At 72.2% G+C, this 19,191-nt stretch carries 15 protein-coding genes; 12 read left to right on the top strand and 3 right to left on the bottom strand.

Features of this window, described 5'->3' with window-relative positions:
• The 9 genes from ACIGAN_RS27430 to ACIGAN_RS27390 are packed head-to-tail and all read left to right on the top strand — an operon-like array spanning position 1 to position 8,464.
• Entirely contained in the window at positions 1-879 is an 879-nt protein-coding gene (locus ACIGAN_RS27430) for a carbohydrate ABC transporter permease (RefSeq protein WP_365099395.1), read from the top strand.
• Positions 876-1,700 (top strand): carbohydrate ABC transporter permease, encoded by an 825-nt coding sequence (locus ACIGAN_RS27425; protein ID WP_365099394.1) that lies wholly within the window; start codon positions 876-878, stop codon positions 1,698-1,700. The genes ACIGAN_RS27430 and ACIGAN_RS27425 overlap by 4 nt, the downstream gene beginning before the upstream one ends.
• Entirely contained in the window at positions 1,697-2,788 is a 1,092-nt protein-coding gene (locus tag ACIGAN_RS27420; RefSeq protein WP_399861590.1) for an ABC transporter ATP-binding protein, read from the top strand. The genes ACIGAN_RS27425 and ACIGAN_RS27420 overlap by 4 nt, the downstream gene beginning before the upstream one ends.
• A complete protein-coding gene (locus tag ACIGAN_RS27415) occupies positions 2,785-3,615 on the top strand; it encodes a DeoR/GlpR family DNA-binding transcription regulator (RefSeq protein WP_365099392.1) in 831 nt (276 codons plus the stop codon). Before ACIGAN_RS27420 ends, ACIGAN_RS27415 begins: the two co-directional genes overlap by 4 nt.
• On the top strand, positions 3,587-4,681 hold the full coding sequence (locus ACIGAN_RS27410; RefSeq protein ID WP_399861587.1) for an ABC transporter ATP-binding protein: 1,095 nt from the start codon (positions 3,587-3,589) through the stop codon (positions 4,679-4,681). Before ACIGAN_RS27415 ends, ACIGAN_RS27410 begins: the two co-directional genes overlap by 29 nt.
• Positions 4,678-5,709, top strand: a complete 1,032-nt coding sequence (locus ACIGAN_RS27405) for a 2-hydroxyacid dehydrogenase (RefSeq protein ID WP_365744919.1) — start codon at positions 4,678-4,680, stop codon at positions 5,707-5,709. Before ACIGAN_RS27410 ends, ACIGAN_RS27405 begins: the two co-directional genes overlap by 4 nt.
• A gap of 33 nt (positions 5,710-5,742) precedes the next feature.
• Positions 5,743-7,167: an FGGY family carbohydrate kinase gene (locus ACIGAN_RS27400; protein WP_399861583.1), complete on the top strand. Its 1,425-nt coding sequence runs from the start codon at positions 5,743-5,745 to the stop codon at positions 7,165-7,167.
• Positions 7,168-7,193: 26 nt separating this feature from the next.
• A complete protein-coding gene (locus tag ACIGAN_RS27395; protein WP_399861580.1) occupies positions 7,194-8,243 on the top strand; it encodes a glycerophosphodiester phosphodiesterase family protein in 1,050 nt (349 codons plus the stop codon).
• Positions 8,243-8,464 (top strand): hypothetical protein, encoded by a 222-nt coding sequence (locus ACIGAN_RS27390; protein ID WP_365095755.1) that lies wholly within the window; start codon positions 8,243-8,245, stop codon positions 8,462-8,464. Before ACIGAN_RS27395 ends, ACIGAN_RS27390 begins: the two co-directional genes overlap by 1 nt.
• Before the next feature lie 3 nt (positions 8,465-8,467).
• On the opposite strand, the gene ACIGAN_RS27385 is transcribed toward ACIGAN_RS27390, so the two are convergent.
• A complete protein-coding gene (locus ACIGAN_RS27385) occupies positions 8,468-9,103 on the bottom strand; it encodes a mycothiol-dependent nitroreductase Rv2466c family protein (RefSeq protein WP_399861578.1) in 636 nt (211 codons plus the stop codon).
• Between the two features lie 139 nt (positions 9,104-9,242).
• Between ACIGAN_RS27385 and pepN the strand changes: the two genes are divergently transcribed.
• Together pepN and ACIGAN_RS27375 are read left to right on the top strand one after the other, a co-directional pair.
• Positions 9,243-11,819: an aminopeptidase N gene (pepN, locus tag ACIGAN_RS27380; protein WP_399861575.1), complete on the top strand. Its 2,577-nt coding sequence runs from the start codon at positions 9,243-9,245 to the stop codon at positions 11,817-11,819.
• A 196-nt stretch (positions 11,820-12,015) separates the two neighbouring features.
• Complete coding sequence (locus ACIGAN_RS27375; RefSeq protein ID WP_399861573.1) at positions 12,016-13,056, top strand: hypothetical protein; 1,041 nt, start codon at positions 12,016-12,018, stop codon at positions 13,054-13,056.
• 134 nt (positions 13,057-13,190) lie between these two features.
• Here ACIGAN_RS27375 and ACIGAN_RS27370 read toward each other — a convergent pair whose 3' ends face one another.
• Positions 13,191-14,948: a TIGR03767 family metallophosphoesterase gene (locus ACIGAN_RS27370; RefSeq protein ID WP_399861571.1), complete on the bottom strand. Its 1,758-nt coding sequence runs from the start codon at positions 14,946-14,948 to the stop codon at positions 13,191-13,193.
• A gap of 210 nt (positions 14,949-15,158) precedes the next feature.
• Entirely contained in the window at positions 15,159-15,638 is a 480-nt protein-coding gene (locus tag ACIGAN_RS27365; protein WP_399861568.1) for an NUDIX hydrolase, read from the bottom strand.
• Between the two features lie 220 nt (positions 15,639-15,858).
• On the opposite strand from ACIGAN_RS27365, the gene ACIGAN_RS27360 reads away from it, so the two are divergent.
• Positions 15,859-19,161: a S8 family serine peptidase gene (locus ACIGAN_RS27360; protein WP_399861566.1), complete on the top strand. Its 3,303-nt coding sequence runs from the start codon at positions 15,859-15,861 to the stop codon at positions 19,159-19,161.
• Positions 19,162-19,191 lie beyond the last annotated feature (30 nt).

The following is a 19,191-nucleotide window of genomic DNA, read 5'->3' as shown; positions in this document are numbered from 1 at the left end:
GTGCGGCTCGCGCTGCGGCCGTACCTGTTGATCGTCCCGGCCCTGCTGCTGACCTGCGGGATCCTCTACCCCTTCGGGCTCGGGCTGTACTACACGCTGTTCGACTTCTCGGCGAGCAAACCGCAGCCGGACATGGTGCGGTTCGAGAACTACACCACCGTCTTCACCCAGGAGGCGTTCTGGAACTCGGCCTGGGTGACGGTGCTGTACGCGGTCGGCGCGGCCCTGGCGGAGACCGTGCTCGGCGTGGCCGTCGCCCTGCTGCTGCACCGCTCGACCCTGGTGGGCCGGGTGCTGGAGAAGATCCTGATCCTGCCGCTGATGATCGCCCCGGTGATCGCGGCGATCATCTGGAAGCTGATGCTGCAGCCGTCGGTCGGGGTGGTCAACCACCTGCTGAGGCCCTTCGGGCTGGGCGGCGTGCAGTGGACCGACACCCCGACGGGCGCGCTGCTGTCGTCGATCGCCGTGGACGTGTGGGTCTACACCCCGTTCGTGGCGATCCTCGCCCTGGCCGGTCTGCGGTCGCTGCCCGCCTCCCCGTTCGAGGCGGCGGCCGTGGACGGCGCGGGGTGGTGGTACACCTTCCGGCGGCTGACCCTGCCGATGCTGTGGCCGTACGTGCTGGTCGCGGTGATCTTCCGGTTCATGGACTCGCTGAAGGTGTTCGACATCATCTACGCCCTGACCGAGGGCGGGCCGGGCGACTCGACCGTCGTGCTGCAGATCCGGGCCTATCTGGAGGCCATCCGCTTCCAGCGCTACTCGTTCGGGATCTCCTACACGATCGTGCTGTGGGCCGTGGTGTACCTGGCCGCGATGGTGCTGGTGAAGCACCTGGGGAAGATCCAGCGGAAGGCCGCGGAGGTCACCACATGAACAGACGCGTCCTCGGGTGGCTGGGCGACGCCGCCCTGATCCTCTACTTCGTCTTCGCGCTGTTCCCGATCGCCTGGATGGTGATCCTGTCGCTGAAGCCGGCCGACCAGCTGTTCTCCACCTACTTCTCCTTCTCCCCCACCCTCGACGGCTACCGGACCGTCCTCGGCGACAGCGAGGGCATCCCGTTCGTGCGGTTCTTCGTCAACAGCCTGGTGGTGTCGGTGGGGGCGGTCGCGCTGTCGCTGGTGGTCGGGCTCCCGGCCGCGTACGCCTCGGCGCGGTGGCGGTTCAAGGGTTCCGAGAACCTGATGTTCACGCTGCTGTCGTTCCGCTTCGCCCCCGAACTGACCGTGATCATCCCGCTGTTCGTGCTGTACCAGAAGCTCGGCCTGTTCGACACCTACGTCGGCATGGTGTGGGTGCTGCAGCTGGTGACACTGCCGCTGATCGTGTGGATCATGCGGTCCTACTTCGCCGACCTCACCCCCGAGCTGGAGCAGGCCGCCCTGCTGGACGGCTACACCCGCAAGCAGGCGTTCTTCAAGGTGGCGCTGCCGCTGGTCAAGCCGGGCATCGCGGCCGTGTCGCTGCTGGCGTTCATCTTCGCCTGGAACAACTTCGTCTTCCCGCTGATCCTCACCTCCAACGAGGCCCAGACGGTGACCGTCGGCGCCCTGTCCTTCCTCGGCGGGGACCGGCCCAAGTACAACCTCACGGCCGCCGCCGCGCTCGTGTCGGTCGTCCCGCCGCTGCTGCTGGCGCTGACCATCCAGCGCTACCTGGTGCGGGGCCTGTCGTTCGGGGCGGTGAAGTCGTGATCCGGCTCAGCGGGATCCGCAAGGCGTACGGGCGGACCGTCGCGCTCGACGGGCTCGAACTGGAGGTGCGCGAAGGCGAGTTCTTCTGCCTGCTCGGGCCGTCCGGCGCGGGCAAGACCACCACCCTGAAGACCGTCGCCGGGCTGGAGCAGCCCGACGCGGGCACGGTCGTCCTCGACGGCGAGGACATGCGCGGTGTCGAGCCCTACGACCGGGGCGTGGCGATGTGCTTCGAGAGCTACGCCCTCTACCCGCACCGCTCGGTCTACGACAACCTCGCCTCGCCGCTGCGCTCGCCCCGGCACCGGCTGCCCGCCGCCGAGGCCCGGCAGCGCATCGGCGCGATCGCCGAGCTGCTCGGGATCCCGGGGCTGCTGGACCGGCCCGTCGGGCAGCTGTCCAACGGCCAGCGGCAGCGCGTCGCCCTGGGCCGGGTGCTGGTCCGCCCCGCCCGGGCGTTCCTGCTCGACGAGCCGCTCTCCCACCTCGACGCCAAGCTCCGCCAGCAGATGCGGGCCGAGCTGAAGGCCATCGGGGCCGTGCGGCGCACCACCACCCTGTACGTCACCCACGACTCGGTCGAGGCGCTGGCCCTGGGCGACCGGATCGGCGTGATCCGGGAAGGGCGGATCGTGCAGACGGGCACGCGGGAGGAGATCTGGTACCGGCCCTGCGACACGGAGGTCGCGCGGGCCTTCGGCCGGCCCCGGATCAACCTGCTCCCGGGCGTGGTGACGGAGGGCGGGGTGCGGTCGGAGGGCGGGGTGGAGCTGCCGGTGCGGGCGCGGGCCGCGGCGGGCACGGACGTCCTGGTCGGCATCCGCCCCCGGGACATCGCCCTGCACGGCGGCGCGGGCCACGAACTGGCCGGGACCGTGTACGTCACCGAGGTGCTCGGCCGGTCCGTCGAGGTCACGGTCCGGCTCGGCACCGGGGAGCAGCGGGTGTCCCTGGTGGCCCCCCGGGCGGACGCGGCGCGCCTTCGTCCGGACGATCCGGTACGGCTCGTGGTCCGGCCTGAGAACCTGCTGCTGTTCGAGGCCGACCGGCCGGAACGACCGGGACGACGGATAGAGACACAGCCATGAGCAACAGCAGCGGTGGACAGCAGGGGCCCGCGGCACGGCAGGCCGCCATGGCCGAGCAGGTGCTGGCCGACGGCTCGGCCACGGCGGCGGAACTCGCCGAGCGGTTCGGGGTGAGCCTGATGACCATCCACCGGGACCTGGACGAGCTCGAACGCCAGGGCATCGTGCGCAAGTTCCGCGGCGGGGTGACCGCGCAGCCGTCGGGCGTCTTCGAGTCGAACGTGCAGTACCGGCTGAAGGCCATGCGCGCCGAGAAGGCCGCCGTCGCCGCGCGCGCCCTGCGCATGGTCGAGCCCGGCATGGCGATCCTGCTGGACGACTCCACGTCCGCCCTGGAGATAGCCAGGCGGCTGCGCACGGGCGAGATCACGCCCCTGACGGTCGTCACCAACTTCCTGGAGGCGATCAACCTCCTGGCCGACCAGCGGGGCATCCATCTGATGGCCCTCGGCGGCGACTACGACCCGCTGCACTCCTCGTTCCTCGGGGTGTCGTGCGTGGAGGCGGTCGAGCAGCTGCGGGTGGACGTGTGCTTCGCGTCGACGTCGGCCGTGCACGGGGGGTACGCCTACCACCAGGAGCAGCACATCGTGTCCGTGAAACGGGCGATGCTCGACGCGGCCGCCCGGAACGTCCTGCTGATCGACCACACCAAGCTCGGCCGGGTCGCCCTGCACCGGGTGGTCCCGCTGTCCCGCTTCGACACGGTCCTCGTGGACGACGGGGCGTCGCCGGAGGCACTGCGGGATCTGGACGAGCACAAGGTCCGTTACGAGGTTTGCGCGCTGGAGGGCGGCCATGACGGGAACCGGACTGGAGCTACGTGAGCTGCGCAAGACCTACCGGTCACGGGGGCGGCCCCCGGTGGACGCCGTCCGCGGGATCGACCTGAGCCTGCGGTCGGGGGAACTGCTCGGTCTGCTCGGGCCCTCCGGCTGCGGCAAGTCGACCACGTTGCGGATGATCGCCGGGCTGGAGTCCGTCACCGGCGGGGACATCCTGGTCGGCGGGACATCGGTGACCGAACGGCCCGCCCGGCGGCGCAACATCGGGGTCGCGTTCGAGAACTACGCGCTGTATCCGCCGCTGTCGGTCGCTCAGAACCTGGCGTTCGGGCTGAAGGCCCGGCGCAGGTCCGCCCGCGGTTCCGGACGGGACATCGAGCGCAAGGTGAAGGACATCGCCGAACGGGTCGGCCTGACCGGCCTGCTCGACGCCCGCCCGGCCGGTCTGTCCAGCGGCCAGAAGCAGCGGGTCTCGCTGGCCCGGGCCCTGATCCGCGAACCGGACGTGCTGCTCCTGGACGAGCCCCTCTCCCACCTGGACGCGGCCCAGCGCGACACCACCCGCCGCGAACTCAAGCGCATCCAGAAGGACCTCGGCCACACCACCATCCTGGTCACCCACGACCAGGAGGAGGCCCTCTCCCTCGCCGACCGGATCGCCGTCATGAAGGACGGCGTCATCCGGCAGCTCGGCACCCCCTACGAGATCTACGACAGCCCGGCCGACGTCTTCGTCGCCGACTTCGTCGGCGAGCCCGCGATCACCCTGCTGCCCGGCATCGCCGGCGGCGACGGCCACGCCCGCCTCTCCGACGCGGTCCGTATCGCCCTGCCCGTGCCGGTGGACGCGGGGCGGGAGGTGGTGGTCGGCATCCGCCCCGAGGACGTGCGGCTCACCGCCGGGGACGGCCTGCCCGCCCGGGTCGTCGCGCACGAACCGCTCCTGGAGGCGGGCCTGGCGACGCTCGCCCTGGACGGTGTGGAGCGGCACCTGGTCGTGCTCACCGACCCCGACGTGCGGCTCGCCCACGACGACCGGGTCCGCGTCGCCGCCGACCTCGCGCACACCCATGTCTTCGACGCCGAGACAGGAGCCTCACTGCGATGACCTTCGAGAACAAGGTGCGTGTCGTGGCCGCCGGCGACCACTTCGTCCTGCCGTCGCTGATCGCGCGGGCGGTGGAGCACGAGGTGGAGCGGGCCGAGGTGCGCCAGGTGCGGCTGGGCTGGCCGCTGGAGCCGTTCGGGCCGGTCGCCGAGGTGCGCGAGGCCAGTGACGCCGAGGACGAGCTGATCGAGGCGCTGGCCGGGGCGCGGGTGCTGGTCACACAGATGGGGCCGGTCACCGGGAGGGTCCTGGCCGCCTGCCCGGACCTGCGGCTGGTCGTGGTCTGCCGGGGCGGGCCGGTCAACGTCAACCTGGACGCGGCGAAGCGGCACGACGTGCGGGTGTGCTTCGCGCCCGGCCGCAACGCCGCCGCCACCGCCGAGTTCACCCTCGGCCTGATGCTCTGCGCCCTGCGCCGCATCCCCCAGGCCCACGAGCTCCTGGTGCGCCGGGGCAGTTGGGAGGGGGCGACGTACTACACGTACGAGGAGAGCGGCCACGAGCTGGAGGACCTGCCCGTCGGGCTGATCGGGTACGGGGCCGTCGGCAGCCGGGTCGCGCGGGTGCTGTGCGCGTTCGGGGCGCGGGTGATGGTGTACGACCCGTATGTGCACGGCGAGATCCACGGCCTGCGCGTCACCTCGCTCGACGACCTGCTGCGCCGCTCGCGGGTGATCACCCTGCACGCCCGGCTCACGCCCGAGACGCGCGGGCTGGTCGGCGCCCGGGAGCTGGGCCTGCTGCCGCACGGGGCGGTGGTGGTCAACGCGGCCCGGGGCCCGCTGCTGGACGAGGGCGCGCTGTGCGACGCGCTGGACAGCGGCCGGGTGGCGGCGGCGGCGCTCGACACCTACGAGCGGGAGCCGCTGCCCGCTCGGTCCCGGCTGCGCGGCTTCGCCGAGCGCGTGGTGCTCACACCCCACCTGGGCGGCGCCTCGCGCGCCGTGGCGGAGAAGGCCGCGCGGATCGCCGCCGAAGAGGTGGGCCGCTGGGTGCGGGGAGAGCCGCTCGCGCACTGTCTGACCTGAGGACCCGGAGGAGGACCCGGAGGGGAGAGCCGCATGTACGTCGGTATCGATGTGGGCACGTCCGTGGTCAAGGCGGCGGCCTTCGACGCGGGGGGCCGCCAACTGGCGGTGCGGGCCCGGCCGGTGGGCCTGTCGCTGGACGGCGGGGTCGTGGAGCAGGACATGGAGGAGGTGTACGCGGCGGTCGTCGGCGTGCTCGGCGCGCTGACCGCCGCGGTGCCGGAGCCGGTGGAGTTCGCCGGACTGACCGGGCAGGGCGACGGGGTGTGGCTGGTCGACGCCGAGGGGCTGCCGGTGCGGGCGGCGGCCTCCTGGATGGACGGGCGGGCCCACGAACTGGTCGACCGGTGGCTGGCGGACGGCACGTTCGAGACGGTGTTCCGGCGGACCGGGAGCGCGCTGTTCCCCGGCTGCCCGGGGCCGCTGCTGGCCTGGTTCGACCGCCACGAGCCGAAGGCGCTGGACACCGCGCGGGCCGCCCTGTACTGCAAGGACGTGGTGTTTTGGCGGCTGACCGGGGCGGGCCCGGCCACGGACGTCTCGGACGCGTCCATGCCGTTCCTCGACCCGCGGACCCGCGCCTACGACGACCGGGTCGTCGAACTGCTCGGGCTGGGCCACCGGCGGAACCTGCTCCCTGCGGTCAGCGACCCGGTGGCCACGGCCGGGGCACGCGGCGAGGGCCTGCCGGCCGGCACCCGGATCGCCAACGGCCCCTACGACCTGCCGGCCTGCGCGCTGGGCGCCGGGGTGACGTCCCCGGGCGACGGGCTGCTGATCGTCGGCACCTGCCTGGCCGGCCTGGTCGCCACGACCGAACTCGACCTGACCGGCGAACCGGCCGGGCTGCACATCTCCACGGACCGGCCCGGGTACTGGCTGCGCGCCATGCCCGCGATGGTCGGCACGGCCGCGCTGGACTGGGTGCTGTCCACGACCGGCATGCGGCACGACGAGGTGGACGGGCTGCTGGCGCGGACCCCGCCCGGCGCGCACGGCGTGCGCGTACTGCCCTACTTCGCGCCCTCCGGGGAACGCGCCCCCTTCGTCGAGCCGCGGCTGCGGGCCGAACTCACCGGCGTCAGTCTGGAGTCGACCCGGGGCGACCTGGTCCGGGCCACCTGCGAGGGCATCGGGTACGCGGCCCGGCACTGCCTGGAGGCGGCCGGGCTGACGGGGAGCCTCGCCGTCTGCGGCGGCGGCACGCGCAGTTCCGCCTGGATGCGGCTGCTGGCGGACGTGCTCGGGCGGCCCCTGCGGGTCGTCGAGGGCGAGGTGGGGGCGCGGGGGGCGGTGCTGGCCGCGGCCGAGCGGTTCGGGGCCGGGCTGGACGCACCGGCGTGGACGCGGCCGGCGGCGGTCGTGGAGCCGGACCCGGACCGGGCCGCGTTCTACACGGACGGCTACGCGGAGCACCTGGACCGGCTGGCCGGGGCGCGGGCCCGGGCCCGGGGCTGAACATCCCATCGACGAAGGGGAGTCGTATGCGGCTCGGACGGAGATCCCTCCTGCTCGCGGCGGCCGCGGGGACGGCCACGGCGGCCGCCGCCCCGGCGGCGGGCGCGGCGGGTGCGCGCGGCCCGGTCGTCATCGGCCACCGCGGCGCGGCCGGCTGGCGGCCGGAGCACACGGCGGCCTCGTACACCCACGCGGTGGAGACGGGTGCCGACTGGATCGAACCGGACCTGGTGCCGACGAAGGACCACGCACTGGTGGTCCGGCACGAGAACGAGATCTCCGGGACGACCGACGTGGCCCTGCGGCCGGAGTTCGCCGGCCGGCGCACGACGAAGACGGTCGACGGCCGGCCGGTCACCGGCTGGTTCACGGAGGACTTCACCCTGGCCGAGCTGAGGACGCTGCGGGCGGTGGAGCGGCTGCCGGCGGTGCGCAACCGCAACACCGTCTTCGACGGGCGTGAACGGATCCTGACCTTCCAGGAGGTCGTGGACCTGGCGCGGCGGCTGTCGCGGGCGCACGGCCGCACGGTCGCCGTCTTCCCCGAGACCAAGCACCCCACGTACTTCCGCTCGATCGGGCTGCCGCTGGAGCCGGAACTGGCCCGGGTGATCCGCCGCAACCGGCTCGGGCGGCGCGAGTGCGTCGTGCAGTCCTTCGAGCCGACGAGCCTCGCGCGGATCGCCGCGGAGCGGCTGGGCGTGCCGCTGTGGCAGGCGCTGGGGACGACGGGCGGGCCGTACGACCTGGTCTCGGCCGGCGATCCGACGACGTACCGGGACATGATGAGCCCGGCCGGGCTGGCCCGGATCGCCGCGTACGCGGACTGGATCGGCCCGGACAAGTCCTCGGTCGCCGGCACCTCGCTGGTCGCGGACGCGCACGCGGCCGGGCTGCGGATCGGGCCGTACACCTTCCGCGCGGAGAACCAGTTCCTGCCGGCCCGGTTCCGGCGCGGGAGCGGACCCGCTGATTTCGGGGACGCGTTCGCCGAATACGCGCTGTACTACGACATGGGGGTCGACGCGGTCGTCACCGACTTCCCGGACCTGGCGGTCAGCGCGAGGAGGAGCTGATGTTCTTCAGGGACAAGCACTGCCCGACCTGTCCCGGCAGCGGCACCCAGGTGTTCGCGCCGCTCAAGCCCGAGGAGAGAAAGGCCATCGGGACGCGGCGCACGGATCTGTGGCGGTGCACCGCGCCGGGCTGCCGGTGGTACCAGCCGTGGGACCACCAGGCGGCCGGGGGCCGGCTCCCGGAGGAACTGCAGAACCCGGGAGCCGGCGCCTCGGCGTGAGCCTCAGAGGTTGGAGAAGTCCGGGCCCTTGGTGCGGGTGCGCTTGATCTCGTAGAAGCCGGGCACCGAGGCCACCGCGAGGGTGCCGTCCCACAGGCGGGCCGCCTCCTCGCCCTTGGGCGCCGGGGTGACGACGGGGCCGAAGAAGGCGATCTGCTCGCCGTCGGCGCCGGGCACGGCGATGACGGGCGTGCCGACGTCCTGGCCGACCTTGTCGATGCCCTCCTTGTGGGAGGCGCGCAACTCGGCGTCGTACGGGGTGGAGTCCCAGTGCTCCATGAGGGAGTCGGGCAGGCCCACGTCCTTCAGGGCCGCGGCGACGGTCTCCTTGCCATGGCCCTCGCCCTGGTTGTGGATGCGGGTGCCGAGCGCGGTGTAGAGGTCGCCGAGCACCTCGGCGCCGTGCTCCTGCTGGGCGGCTATGACGACCCGGACCGGGCCCCAGCCCGTCTCCAGCAGCTCGCGGTACCGCTCGGGCAGCTCGTCCAGCTTGTTCTCGTTGAGCACGGAGAGGCTCATGACATGCCAGCGGACCTTGATGTCCCTGACCTTCTCCACCTCCAGCACCCAACGGGAGGTCATCCACGCCCAGGGGCACAGCGGGTCGAACCAGAAGTCGACGGGGGTCTTCTCCGACATGTCTCTCCTCGTGAGAAAGCCGTTTTCCCCGGGAAACACCTCGGCGGTCCCCGGCCATTCCCGGCTGACCGGCGTCAGGGGCCCGTGGCAGGATCGGTGCTGTTCAGCCGTATTCCACGACGCTTGAGGAGTTCCGCCCGTGCCCGGTGAGAATCTGTCCCGCGACGAGGCCCGCGAGCGGGCCGCCCTGCTGAGCGTCGACGGGTACGAGGTGTCCCTCGACCTGCGGTCCGCGGTCGGCGAGGACAGCGGCGACGGGCCCCGTACGTTCCGCTCGGTCACGACCATCCGCTTCCGCTGCAACGAGCCCGGTGCGAGCAGCTTCGCCGACCTGATCGCCCCGAGTGTGACATCCGTCTCACTCAACGGCCGTGACCTGGACCCCGGGGAGGTCTTCGACGGCTGCCGGATCACGCTGGAGGACCTGGCCGCGGACAACGAGCTGGTGGTCGACGCCCGGTGCGCCTACTCCCGCACCGGCGAGGGCCTGCACCGCTTCGTCGACCCGGAGGACGGCGAGGTGTACCTGTACACGCAGTACGAGCCGGCCGACTCCCGCCGTGTCTTCGCCAACTTCGAGCAGCCCGACCTCAAGGCCCCCTTCCGGTTCGAGGTGCGGGCCCCCGAGGGCTGGACCGTGTGGAGCAACGGCTCCGGTGAACGGTCCGACGGGGTGTGGCGGTTCGCGGAGACCAAGCCGATCTCGACGTACATCACCTGCGTGGTGGCGGGCCCGTACCACTACGTGACGGACTCCTACTCCCGCACGTTCGCCGACGGCACGACGCTGGAGATCCCCCTGGGCGCCCTGTGCCGCAAGGCGCTCGCCCCCCACTTCGACGCCGACGACGTCTTCCTGGTCACCAAGCAGGGCCTGGACTTCTTCCACGACCACTTCGACTACCCGTACCCGTTCGGCAAGTACGACCAGGCCTTCGTGCCCGAGTACAACCTGGGCGCGATGGAGAACCCGGGGCTGGTGACGTTCCGGGAGGAGTTCGTCTTCCGCGGCAAGGTGACCCAGGCGTCCTACGAGGGCCGGGCCAACGTCGTGCTGCACGAGATGGCGCACATGTGGTTCGGCGACCTGGTCACCATGGAGTGGTGGGACGACCTGTGGCTGAAGGAGTCCTTCGCGGACTTCATGGGCGCGTTCTCCCTGGTCGGCGCGACCCGCTTCAGCGAGGGCTGGATCACCTTCGCCAACCGCCGCAAGGCCTGGGCCTACCGCGCGGACCAGCTGCCCTCCACGCACCCGATCACGGCCGACATCCGCGACCTGCAGGACGCCAAGCTGAACTTCGACGGCATCACGTACGCCAAGGGCGCGTCGGTGCTCAAGCAGCTCGTTGCGTACGTCGGCGAGGAGGCGTTCCTGGAGGGCGCCCGGCGCTACTTCAAGCGGCACGCCTACGGCAACACGCGCCTGGGCGACCTGCTGTCGGTGCTGGAGGAGACCAGCGGCCGGGACATGAGCGCCTGGTCGCGTTCCTGGCTGCAGCGGGCCGGGGTGAACGCGCTGACACCGCAGGTGCTGCTGGGCCCCGACGGCCGCGTCGAGGAGCTGGCGGTGGTGCAGGAGGCCGCCGAGTCGCATCCGGAACTGCGCCCGCACCGGGTCGCGGTGGGCCTGTACCGGGTGGCGGACGGGACGCTGGAGCGCTACGCGCGCGTGGAGACCGACGTCGACGGCGCCCGGACGGTGGTCGCGGAGCTGGCCGGCGCCGATGCCCCGGACCTGGTCCTGGTCAACGACGACGACCTGACCTACTGCAAGAGCCGCTTCGACGAGACCTCGCTGGCCACGCTGCGCGAGCACCTGGGGTCGGTCACCGACCCGCTCGCCCGTGCCCTGTGCTGGTCGGCGCTGTGGAACATGACGCGGGACGCGCTGCTGCCGGCGCGTCAGTTCGTGGACCTGGTGCTGCGGTTCGCCGGGCGCGAGTCCGAGATCGGCGTCCTGCAGATGCTGCACGCGTGGGCCGAGTCGGCGGTCACGCACTACTCCGCGCCGGCCCGGCGCGCGACGACCGCCGCGCTGCTCGCCCAGGGCGCGCGGCGCGAGCTGTACGCCGCCGAGGCCGGCAGCGAGCACCAGCTGGCGTGGGCGCGCTTCTTCGCGCGGACGGCCACCGCCGAGGCCGACTTCGACCTGCTGCGCGACCTGCTGGCGGGCACGGCGACGGTCGAGGGGCTGGAGCTGGACCAGGAGCTGCGCTGGGTGTTCCTGGAGCCGCTGGCCGCGCACGGGGCGGTGGACGAGAAGGCGCTGGCCGAGGAGCTGGCCCGGGACGACACGGCCTCCGGCGAACGGCACCAGGTGCGCTGCCTGGCCGCGCGCCCCTCGGCGGCGGTCAAGGCCCAGGCGTGGGCGCAGGTCGTGGAGTCGGACGCGCTGTCCAACGCGATGGTCGAGGCGACCATCGCGGGCTTCTCGCAGGGCTCCCAGCGGGAACTGCTCGCGCCGTACGCGGAGAAGTACTTCGCGGCGCTCGAGCGGGTCTGGGCCGAGCGGTCGATCCAGATCGCCATGCACGTGGTGCAGGGCATGTTCCCGTCGCTGCAGCAGTCGCAGGAGACGCTGGACGCCACGGACGCCTGGCTGGACGCCCATCCGCAGGCGGCCCCGGCGCTGCGCCGGCTGGTCCTGGAGTCCCGGGACGATCTGGCACGCGCGTTGCGCGGACAGGCGTGCGACCAGGCCGCTGACCAGTAGCTTTGGCCTGAGATCCGGGCGTTCCCGCTCTGTTACGAGACGCGTGCCCGCTGAGCCGTAACCCCTGGTCCGCACCCGAACGGACCAGGGGTTTTCGGTATCCGAACACTCGTCCTTTAGTGCTGGGTTGTCCGTATTTGTCGACGGACCTGTAACAGCGGTTCAAGGGCGCCCCGGACGCGGGAAATTGCGGGTCATGACCCAGAACACCCCGCTCTCCCCCCGCCCCCTGCACGACCTGACCGGTGCGGGCCGGCCCCGCGTGACGACCACGGTCCGGCTCCGCTCGCACGGGGTCTCCACGGCCGAGACGCACGAGCAGTGCCGTCCCGGCGGTCCCTGGCAGCAGCTCCTGCCGGGCGTGGTCCTGCTCCACCCGGGCCCGCCGACCAGCGAGGAGCGGCTGCACGCGGCGCTGATGTACGCGGCACGGGAGCGGGGCACCGGTGTGCCGGCCCAGCCCGGCGCGAGCACGGCACACGCTCCCGCCTACCCGGAGGTGATGATCACCGGCCTGGCCGCGCTCACCCTGCACGGGTTCTCCTCGACGCCCCCGCTGCCGTCCCTGGACGCGTTCGACGTGCTGGTCCCGCGCATGCGGCGGCTGCGCTCGACGGGGTGCGCGCGGATCGTCCGCACGCCCGTGCTGCCCACTCCGGAGCAGGTCACGGGCGTCCCGGTGGCTCCGGTGGCCCGGGCGCTGGCGGACGCCGTCGCCGGACTGGCGGACGCGGGCGTGGTGCGCCGGCTGCTCACGGAGGCGGTGCGCGGCGGCCACTGCGACCCGGCCTCCGTGGTGCGCGAGCTGAACCAGGCGCGGCTGCTGAGCCGCCCGCACGTGGTGGACGCGGTGGACTCGCTGCTGGCCGAGGGCCGCGCCCTCGCCGAGGACCGCCTGTACCGGATGGTCCGCGAGTACGGCCTGCCCGACCCGGTGTGGAACGTGGACCTGCGCCTGCCGGGCGGCCCCTACCTCGGCGGCCTGGACGCCTACTGGCCCGACCACGCGGTGGCGGTCGAGCTGGACACCCGGGCGCCCCGGCAGGACGACGACGCCCTGTGGTCGGAGTACGCCCGCAAGCGCGAGCATCTGGAGCGGCTCGGGATCACGGTCGTCCACATCACGCCCAGGAAGCTGCGCGACTCCCCGGACCAGCAGGCGACGGTGGTCCGGACGGCGCTGATGGCGTCGGCCGACCGTGAACCGGCCGCGTATGTCGTGGTGCTGCCCCGGTAGTGACGGACCGGCGCGGAACCCGGAGAGGAGCGGAACCAGGAGGGGAGAGGAGGGGCCGCCGGCCGCACCGGCGGCCCCTCCTCGTGCCCGGGCGTGCCTCCTCGTGCCCGGGCGGCACGGCTCCGGGTCCGGTGTCAGCCCTTCTTGAGGACCAGTTCGGTGTTGCGGTCCTTCGGGTCGCCGCCGAGGGTCCTGCTCGCGCCGGGCGCGTTGAGGGACAGTTCGCGGTAGAGGGCCGCGAGGCCGGTCTGCGAGAGGTCGGAGAAGTCGGTGCGGTACGGGGCGGAGGACTCCACCAGCGTGGTGAACAGGGAGATCGTGCCGTCCTTGTTGTCGGCCAGTTCGATGACCCGGGCCAGCTGCGGGAAGTCGACGTGGGAGGCGGTGGAGATCTCCCAGAAGGAGCGGCCGTCGGGCGCGGAGTGCGGCGTGATGACGTTCTTGTGGATGTGGCCGTTCACCCAGGCCAGCACGTTGCGGTGGCTGCCGAGCAGGGCCAGCAGCTCCGCGCCGCCCAGGCGCCGCTCGCCGGGGCGGGCCGGGTCGGGCCGGGTGTTCGTCATGGTCTTGCTCGTGTGGTGGCTGAAGATCACCGCGTAGGAGTCCTTGTTCTCCCGCAGCGTCCGGTCCAGCCACCTCAGCTGGGCCGAGCCGATGGAGCCCTCGTAGTGGCCGCCCGCGTCGGTGGTGTCCAGGCTGATGCCGATGACGTCGTCGGAGACGCGGAAGGCGTAGTACTGGGTGCCCGCGTCCAGGTTGGCCGAGGAGTAGCCGTGGCCGACCGGGCCGACGCCCCGGAAGGCCGGGTCCAGGTGCGCCTCGATGTACTCGGCGGGCGTGAAGGGGGCGCGCCGCTCGTCCGGGGTCACCGAACGCATGGCGCGGGCGTGGGACTTCAGGAAGTCGTGGTAGCGGACGCCCTGGGGGTCCCGGGCCTTCTTGATGAGCGTCTGGAGCCGCTTCGCCTCCGCGGCCGGCACGTCCATGAGCTTCCTGCCGCCGACGGCCAGCTCCGTGAGGTAGGAGTCGCGGTGCGAGGCGTAGCAGCCCATCGGCAGGGAGTCGTGGTTGCCGACCGTCGAGTACCACGGCAGGTTCAGGCCCGGGCTCTGCACCTCGCGGATCGCGGCCTGCAGGAAGCCGTCGAGGCGGGGGAAGCCGGCCTGCTTGTCGGTGTCGCGGAGTGCCGCGTCCGGCTGCCAGTACTGCTTGAGGCCGCTGTTCTGGACACCCTCGTAGCGGCGCGGGTCACCGGTGTTGGGCGTGATGCGCCCGCCGCTCATGACCTTCAGGAACCACTCCAGCTCGGACCTGGCGTTGTTGTCCGTGTTGTCGCCGGTGGTCATGGCGAAGTGCAGGGGGGCGCCGGTGACGGGGGCGCCGCGCAGTGCGTTGATCCGCTCCACCAGCGCGATCGCGCCCTGCACGGTGAGCGCCTCGTGCGGCCGCCAGGCGTGGATGTCGGCCGAGCGCAGGTACTCCAGGCGCAGCGGGTGCTGGGCGTCGATGATGTGCAGGTCGGTGAGCTGCACGAACGCCGCGAGCGCGGCACGGCGCCCGGCCCGGCCGGACTTGGGTGCGGCCAGCTCGGAGCGCACGACCCGCTGCCAGCCCGGTCCCTCGCCCAGGCGCCGGTAGCCGGAGCCGGCGCGCGGGGTGGCGACGGACGCCACGGTGGTGCCGCGGGTGTAGGGGGCGAGCGGTGCGGCCGGGGCCTGGCGCGAGGAGGCGGCGACCGCCTCGGTGGCCTGACCGGCGGTGGCGGCCTGGCTGTCGCTGGGCCGCAGGGCGTAGCCGACGCCCGCGGAAAGGGCGACCGCTCCGGTGGCGGCGAGGACGGAACGGCGGTGGATGCCCTGGCCGGAGCCGGCGACTGAGCGTGTGCGCGACATGCGCTTCTCTCCCCGAGTGCGAACGCGTCGGCAGTGGTCGCGGGGTGCTCATCAGGTGAACACCCCGCTCGTACTGGATCGTTGGCAGCGGGGATGACCTCCGTGTGAACAGGGCGGCAACGCGCAGCGCCGATCACCCTACGTGGATCTCGGTCCACCCGGCGCGTCGACGGCCGCTCCGGGAACGGCCCGGAGCCGGTCACGCGGTGTTCACCTCGGGGGGTACTGCTCCTGGTCCAGGGCGTCGGCCAGCCGGCCGGTCACCGGCCGCTCGCGCCACATGCGCAGGGCGGTGTCGACCAGCGGCACCCGCACCAGGCCGGGCACCGCGTCCAGGTCCTGCCAGGCGGCGAGGTCGGTGGAGCCGTTCACCTCGTAGCGCAGTTCGCCGCCGGTGATCCGGCCCTCGTAGACGAACCGGACGGCGTGGTGGTCGACGGTGCGTCCGATGCCGTCGCGGAAGACCCGGCGGAAGGAGTCCACGCCGAGCAGCCCGGTCACGTCGATCCGGTAGCCGGTCTCCTCCTCGACCTCGCGCCGGACGGTGTCGTAGGGATCCTCGCCGTGTTCCATGCCGCCGCCGGGCACGACCCACTCGGGGGTGCCGTCCTGGGCGGGCGAGCGGGCCAGGAGGATCTGTCCGTCACGGACGCATATGGCGTAGGCCGCCACCCTCAACTTCTGTCGCACTCCGGGACGTTAACCGATTTCACCGCCTTCGGGACTGATACCCGCAAAACGCATAGGGGGTTTTCCCCATACATCCATTTCGTTTCGGTCAACCCTCCCCAAAGAACTTCCCCTTGCGTAAGGCTGTGCGATCGTCCGGGCTTGCCGTTCCGGACCGTGGCGACCAGGGCCGATAGGCCCCGGTCGTTCCCGCTCGTTCCTTTACCTCCAAGGGATGCCGATGACCCTCACCCCCCAGCGTGACCCGATATCGGGCCGGAGACGCGTGGCGCGCATCGCCGTGGCCGCCGGACTCGTCGCCGCGCTCTCCGCGGCCGGGCCGGTCCCCCTGGTCCTCGCCGCGGACGGCCCCGGCGCCGCCCCGGCCGACCGCGACGTCAAGTCCGCGCACCACAAGCTCGGTTCGGACGACGCGGACCTGCTCGCCGAGGCCAAGGCCGACGGCGACAAGACCGTCACGATGATGATCGCCACCGCCCCCGGGCAGACCGAGCAGGTCTCCGGGCAGCTCGACGCGGTCAAGGGCGGTTCGGTGGGCCGGGCCGACGACAAGCTGGGCTACGTCCGCGCCACCGTCCCGACGGCCAAGGCCGACTCGGCGATCGCCGCCGCCGCCAAGCTGTCCTCCGTGCACGGCATCGACCTGCGCGAGGAGATCCCGCTGGACGACCCGACGCCCGGCGCGGACACCGCCAAGGGCGCCAAGGCCACGGGGACCTACCCGGCGCCGGGCAGGAAGACCCCGGCCGAGAACCCGTACAACCCGTCCTTCGAGACGGGCGCGGTCGACTTCGTCGAGGACCACCCGAAGGCGGACGGCCGCGGCATCACCATCGGCATCCTGGACTCCGGCGTGGACCTCGGCCACCCGGCGCTGCAGAAGACGACGACCGGTGAGCGGAAGATCGTCGACTGGGTGACGGCGACCGACCCGATCATCGACAACGACAACACCTGGCGCCCGATGGTCACGGCCGTCTCCGGCCCGGCCTTCACCTACCAGGGCCAGTCGTACAAGGCCCCGGCCGGCTCCTATGCCGTGAGCCTGTTCAAGGAGTCGTACACCACCGGCGGCGACGCGGCGGGCGACGCCAACCGCGACGGCGACACCACCGACGTCTGGGGCGTGCTCTACGACGCGGCGGCGGGCACGGTCCGGGTCGACCTGAACAACAACAACGACTTCGGCGACGACGCCCCGATGAAGCCGTACAAGGACGGCCACCAGATCGGGTACTTCGGCACCGACGACCCGGCCACCGACATCGCCGAGCGGCAGCCGTTCGTCGTGGAGATCCGCAAGGACGTCCCGATGGACCCGCTGGGCGGTTCCTGGGTCGGCAAGAAGTCCGACTTCGTCAACATCGGCGTCATCGAGTCCGAGCACGGCACGCACGTCGCCGGCATCACCGCCGCCAACGGCCTGTTCGGCGGGAAGATGGACGGCGCGGCGCCCGGCGCCAAGCTGGTCTCCTCGCGCGCCTGCACCTGGTCGGGCGGCTGCACCAACGTGGCGCTCACCGAGGGCATGATCGACCTCGTCACCAAGCGCGGCGTCGACATCGTCAACATGTCCATCGGCGGCCTGCCGGCGCTGAACGACGGCAACAACGCGCGCGCCGAGCTGTACACCCGGCTCATCGACACCTACGGCGTCCAGCTGGTGATCTCCGCGGGCAACTCCGGCCCCGGCGCCAACACCATCGGCGACCCGGCCCTGGCCGACAAGGTCATCTCGGTCGGCGCGTCCGTCTCCAAGGAGACCTGGGCCGCCAACTACGGCTCCGTCGTGGAGAAGAAGTACGCGATGATGCCGTTCTCCTCGCGCGGCCCGCGCGAGGACGGCGGCTTCACCCCGACCCTGGTCGCCCCGGGTGCCGCCATCAACACCATCCAGACCTGGATGCCGGGCGCCCCGGTCGCCGAGGCGGGCTACTCCCTGCCGGCCGGCTACGGCATGCTGCAGGGCACCTCGATGGCCTCCCCGCAGGCCGCCGGCGCCGCCGCGCTGCTGCTGTCCGCCGCGAAGCAGAAGGACATCGACCTCACGCCGGCCACGCTGCGCACGGCCCTCACCTCCACCGCCGACCACATCAAGGGTGTGCAGGCGTACGAGGAGGGCGCGGGCCTGATGAACATCCCGGACGCCTGGGACGCCATCCGTGACGGCGCCACAGCGCACACGTACTCCGTGAAGGCGCCCGTGGACACCGCGATGGATCACCGGTTGAAGACCCCGGGCTTTGGCACCGGTCTCTACGACCGCGAGGGCGGTCTGAAGGCCGGCCAGAAGAAGACCTACGAGGTCACGATCACCCGCACGTCCGGCGCCGACAAGGCGATCCGGCACGAGCTGCACTTCGAGAACAACGCGGGCGGCACGTTCCGCATCGTCGGCTCCGACGAGGTGCGGCTGCCGCTCAACCAGCCGGTGACCGTCAAGGTCCAGGCCGCGCCGAAGTCCGCGGGCATCAAGAGCGCGATCCTGGAGGTCGACGACCCGCGCACCGAGGGCATCGACAAGCAGGTCCTGCACACCGTGGTCGTCTCGCAGCCGCTGAAGTACACCTTCTCCGCGGCCGGCACGGTGCAGCGCAACAGCTCGCAGCACTACTTCGTCACCGTCCCCGAGGGCGCCAAGACCCTCGAGGTCGCGATGAGCGGTCTGAAGGACAAGAGCCAGACCCGCTTCATCTCCATCCACCCGTACGGCGTCCCGGCCGACCCGACGTCGACGATCAACTGCTACCCGAACTACGCGAACCCGGCCAACACCTGCCGCCCCGACCTGCGTGCGTACGCGGACCCGCAGCCGGGCGTCTGGGAGATCGAGGTCGAGTCGCGCCGCACGTCGCCCCTGCTGGACAACCCGTACAAGCTGGACGTCGCCGTCCTCGGCGCGGCCTTCGAGCCGGAGACCGTGACCGTCCCCGAGGCGAAGGTCGGCACCCCGGCCACCGCCTCCTGGAAGGTGACCAACGGTTTCGCGGCGATCGACGGCAAGCTGGCCGGCGGCCCGCTGGGCTCGGCCAAGACGGCCCGCCCGTCGATCAAGCAGGGTGAGACGCAGACCACCACGGTCGAGGTGCCCGCGGGCGCCAAGTCCCTGGACGTCGTCATCGGCAACGTCTCGGACGCCGCCGCCGACCTGGACCTGGCGGTCTACGACGCGGCCGGCAAGCAGGTCGGCAGCTCCGCCGACGGCGACTCGGAGGAGTCGGTCTCCGTGCCCTCCCCGGCCGCCGGCACCTACACGATCGAGGTCGTCGGCTACGGCGTGCCGTCCGGCACCACCGCCTACGACTACCAGGACGTGTTCTTCTCCGCCTCCCTCGGCAGCGTGAGCGTCGACGGTTCCGCGGTGAAGCTCGGCACGGGTGACTCGGCGACGGTCTCGGGCAGCGTCACCGCCGCCGCGGCCGCCCCCGAGGGCCGTGAGTTCTTCGGCGAGGTCCAGCTGGTCAACGCCCGCGGCACGGTCGCGGGCCTGGGCAGCGTGAAGATCGAGAAGGTCGTGCCGTAACCCTGCGGGACGACAGGTGAGGGGCGGGTG

Origin of the sequence: Streptomyces sp. NPDC085931, assembly GCF_044540565.1 — a bacterium.
In the GTDB taxonomy this organism is placed as follows: Bacteria; Actinomycetota; Actinomycetes; order Streptomycetales; family Streptomycetaceae; genus Streptomyces.
The sequence above is the reverse complement of the archived record's forward strand: the minus strand, read 5'-3'. Positions and strand labels throughout refer to the sequence as shown.

Excerpts from the sequence above, each read along its gene's own strand:
- ACIGAN_RS27385 (WP_399861578.1), bottom strand. The coding sequence starts at position 9,103 with ATGTCGGAGAAGACCCCCGTCGACTTCTGGTTCGACCCGCTGTGCCCC.
- ACIGAN_RS27405 (WP_365744919.1), top strand. The coding sequence starts at position 4,678 with ATGACCTTCGAGAACAAGGTGCGTGTCGTGGCCGCCGGCGACCACTTC.
- ACIGAN_RS27425 (WP_365099394.1), top strand. The coding sequence starts at position 876 with ATGAACAGACGCGTCCTCGGGTGGCTGGGCGACGCCGCCCTGATCCTC.
- ACIGAN_RS27400 (WP_399861583.1), top strand. The coding sequence starts at position 5,743 with ATGTACGTCGGTATCGATGTGGGCACGTCCGTGGTCAAGGCGGCGGCC.
- ACIGAN_RS27410 (WP_399861587.1), top strand. The coding sequence starts at position 3,587 with ATGACGGGAACCGGACTGGAGCTACGTGAGCTGCGCAAGACCTACCGG.
- ACIGAN_RS27360 (WP_399861566.1), top strand. The coding sequence starts at position 15,859 with ATGACCCTCACCCCCCAGCGTGACCCGATATCGGGCCGGAGACGCGTG.
- ACIGAN_RS27415 (WP_365099392.1), top strand. The coding sequence starts at position 2,785 with ATGAGCAACAGCAGCGGTGGACAGCAGGGGCCCGCGGCACGGCAGGCC.
- ACIGAN_RS27375 (WP_399861573.1), top strand. The coding sequence starts at position 12,016 with ATGACCCAGAACACCCCGCTCTCCCCCCGCCCCCTGCACGACCTGACC.
- ACIGAN_RS27370 (WP_399861571.1), bottom strand. The coding sequence starts at position 14,948 with ATGTCGCGCACACGCTCAGTCGCCGGCTCCGGCCAGGGCATCCACCGC.
- ACIGAN_RS27390 (WP_365095755.1), top strand. The coding sequence starts at position 8,243 with ATGTTCTTCAGGGACAAGCACTGCCCGACCTGTCCCGGCAGCGGCACC.
- ACIGAN_RS27395 (WP_399861580.1), top strand. The coding sequence starts at position 7,194 with ATGCGGCTCGGACGGAGATCCCTCCTGCTCGCGGCGGCCGCGGGGACG.